At 33.9% G+C, this 2,650-nt stretch carries 4 protein-coding genes; 3 read left to right on the forward strand and 1 reads right to left on the reverse strand.

The genetic code is table 11. The annotated features are described in order from the left end of the window. Positions 1-90: 90 nt before the first annotated feature. Positions 91-969, reverse strand: a complete 879-nt coding sequence (gene argB / locus KJ849_00835) for an acetylglutamate kinase (protein MBU2599119.1) — start codon at positions 967-969, stop codon at positions 91-93. A gap of 311 nt (positions 970-1,280) precedes the next feature. Between argB and KJ849_00840 the strand changes: the two genes are divergently transcribed. The 3 genes from KJ849_00840 (at position 1,281) to KJ849_00850 (ending at position 2,526) form a co-directional block, all read left to right on the forward strand. Next, positions 1,281-1,601, forward strand: a complete 321-nt coding sequence (locus tag KJ849_00840) for a hypothetical protein (GenBank protein MBU2599120.1) — start codon at positions 1,281-1,283, stop codon at positions 1,599-1,601. After that, a complete protein-coding gene (locus KJ849_00845; protein MBU2599121.1) occupies positions 1,601-2,065 on the forward strand; it encodes a type II toxin-antitoxin system VapC family toxin in 465 nt (154 codons plus the stop codon). Before KJ849_00840 ends, KJ849_00845 begins: the two co-directional genes overlap by 1 nt. 140 nt (positions 2,066-2,205) lie before the next feature. Continuing rightward, complete coding sequence (locus KJ849_00850) at positions 2,206-2,526, forward strand: YbaB/EbfC family nucleoid-associated protein (protein ID MBU2599122.1); 321 nt, start codon at positions 2,206-2,208, stop codon at positions 2,524-2,526. The last annotated feature ends 124 nt before the right edge of the window (positions 2,527-2,650 follow it).

Genomic DNA, 2,650 nt, shown 5'->3' on the forward strand with positions numbered 1-2,650 from the left:
AGTTTGAAGAATATACTTTTCTTCTTCTTCTTTGATTAATTCATCTTTATTGGATAGATCTAAGTCCTTCATCTTTTAATTTTTGCCTCATCATTCTTTGATAACTTGAGTGCCAATACCTTGATCAGTAAAAAGTTCCAAGAGAAGAGAATGGGTAATGCGGCCATCAATAATATGAACTTTTTCTACCCCATTTTTAATGGCTTTTTTACAAGCTTCTGCTTTGGGGATCATTCCTCCTTTTATGTAACCCTTTTCAATCAAGGAAGTAATCTCCTTAAGTTTTATCGTAGAGATTAAAGTTTCTTCATGGTGAGAATCTTTTAAAATTCCTTTAATATCGGTCAAGAATATTAATTTATATGCTTTTAAACAAGCCGCTATTTCTCCGGAAGCTAAATCAGCATTTATATTATATCTTTTACCAAATTCATCTATTCCTACTGGAGCAATCACCGGAATAAATCCTTCTCTATGTAAAGAGCTAATAATAGTAGGATCAATACTCTTTACTCTTCCAGTATGATCTAAGTCTATTAGTTTTTCATCTTTTCTTTTAGTTAAAAGGGAGGCAGCCTTAATTAAATTAGCATCTACGCCGCTTAAACCAACTGCTTTTCCTCCTTGTCTATCAATATTAGCCACAATCTCCTTATTTATTTTTCCACAGAGAACCATTTCTACAATCTCCATGGTTTCGCGATCGGTAACTCTATGACCATTAAAAAAGCTTACCTCTTTTCCATATCTTTCCATAACCTTGTTAATTTGTGGTCCTCCCCCGTGGACAATCACTGGTTTCATGCCGATATAATTTAACAAGACTACATTCATGGTAAAACTATCTTTTAAATTATCCTCAATCATAGCGCTACCGCCATATTTAATGACTACAATCTTTCCGTAAAACTTCTTAATATAAGGCAAACCTTCAACTAAGACTTTGGCTCTGGATAGTCCTTCTTCCATCTTCATTTCCTTAAAGTAATCTTTTTAAGAAATATAACATCTACTTTGGTTAAAATCAATTACAATTTCATAGTGTCTCAAGTTCAAAATAAAGAAATGCTGTAATGACTGTTTTGCCAACTGCTCAAAAGAGATTAAAAGAACCAAGCCTTGAAGATTGGTTAATAATTGGTTAATATAGTAGTTATAGTAGTTATTAACGAAAACCGGACATAGGAAATAATACCGAGCAATAAAATCTAAAATAACTAATTGACAACCATCTCTAAATAGTGTATGCTGAAGCCACTATGATGGCAAGGGAGGATACTATGGTTAAAACGACAATTCGGTTACCAGAGCATTTACATCTAAAACTACGGCAAATAGCGATTACCCTTGGCAGGTCGTTAAATCAGGTGATTATAGACAATCTGCAGGTTCAACTATCACAACCACAAAAAAACCTATCTGAAGAGGAAAGAATAACAGAAGTGTTGTTAGGAACAGGATTAATTGCCCAGTTAGGCAAAGAATGGGACGATTTAATCAAAAAAGATGTTGACCGTGATGAGCTTTATAACCTGCTTTCCTCAAAGATGGTTGGCAAACCCATTTCTGAAATAATTATCGAAGATAGAGGAAAACTATAATGAAAGTGTATTATTTTGACAGTAGTGCCATTATCAAGCGGTATGTAAAAGAAAAGGGAAGTCAGTTGGTAAAATCAATTGTTGAATCCGAGAGTGCTCAGATGATAATTTTATCTCAAGTAACCCCGGTTGAAGTAGGAGCAGCTTTTAGCCGAAAAGTTCGAGAGGGAGTAATTACCCCTTTTGAGCGGGACAGGGTTTTAGGGGTATTCTTGAAGGATTGCCAGATAGAGTACAAAATATGTGCGATAAATGACAAAATTATTAAACGGGCTATTAACTTAACTTGTAATTATCTTCTTCGTGGATATGATGCAATTCAATTAGCTGTTGCCTCTTTTTTTAATAATAGCTTGATTAATCAACAACTTTATCCTTTAATCTTTGTTTCAGCAGATGAGAGTTTAGTAGAAATAGCCAAAAAAGAAACGTTGGTGGTTGAAAATCCAAATTTATATACCTAAGTTGACAAATAGTAGGCAGTAAGCAAGAGGTAGTAGGAGATTTTTTCTGCCTCCTGCATACTAAAAAAGGTATAAAAAGGTGGATTATTCATTTCAAATTTAAAATGAATTTATCACTCAATAAATAAGCTGGAGGAAAAATGAAAAACTTTGGAGAAATAATAAAACAAGCCCAAAAAGTTGGCGCTAAGATGTCTCAAGTTCAAGAGGAATTAGCTAAACTGACTGTAACCGTTACTTCTGGAGGAGGAATGGTTACTGTTACGGCTAACGGTCAAAAAGAGATTACTGAAATTAAAATTGAACCTGAAATAATAAAGGCTGACGAAAAAGAGATGTTAGAAGATTTAATTCAAGCGGCCGTGAACGAAGCTTTAAGTCGAGTAAATGAAATGACTAATGAAGAGATGAAAAAGATTACTGGTGGTTTAAATATTCCAGGCTTAGGTGGATTATTTTAAGGAAGGAAGATAATATGCAGCTTGCCTCTTCAATGTTAAAGCTTGTTAATGAGTTTAGTAAACTTCCTACTATTGGCTCTAAAACAGCTCTAGGTGGATTATTTTAAGGAAGGAAGATAATATG

It is taken from the genome of bacterium (assembly GCA_018830565.1).
Taxonomy (GTDB): domain Bacteria; phylum UBA9089; class JAHJRX01; order JAHJRX01; family JAHJRX01; genus JAHJRX01.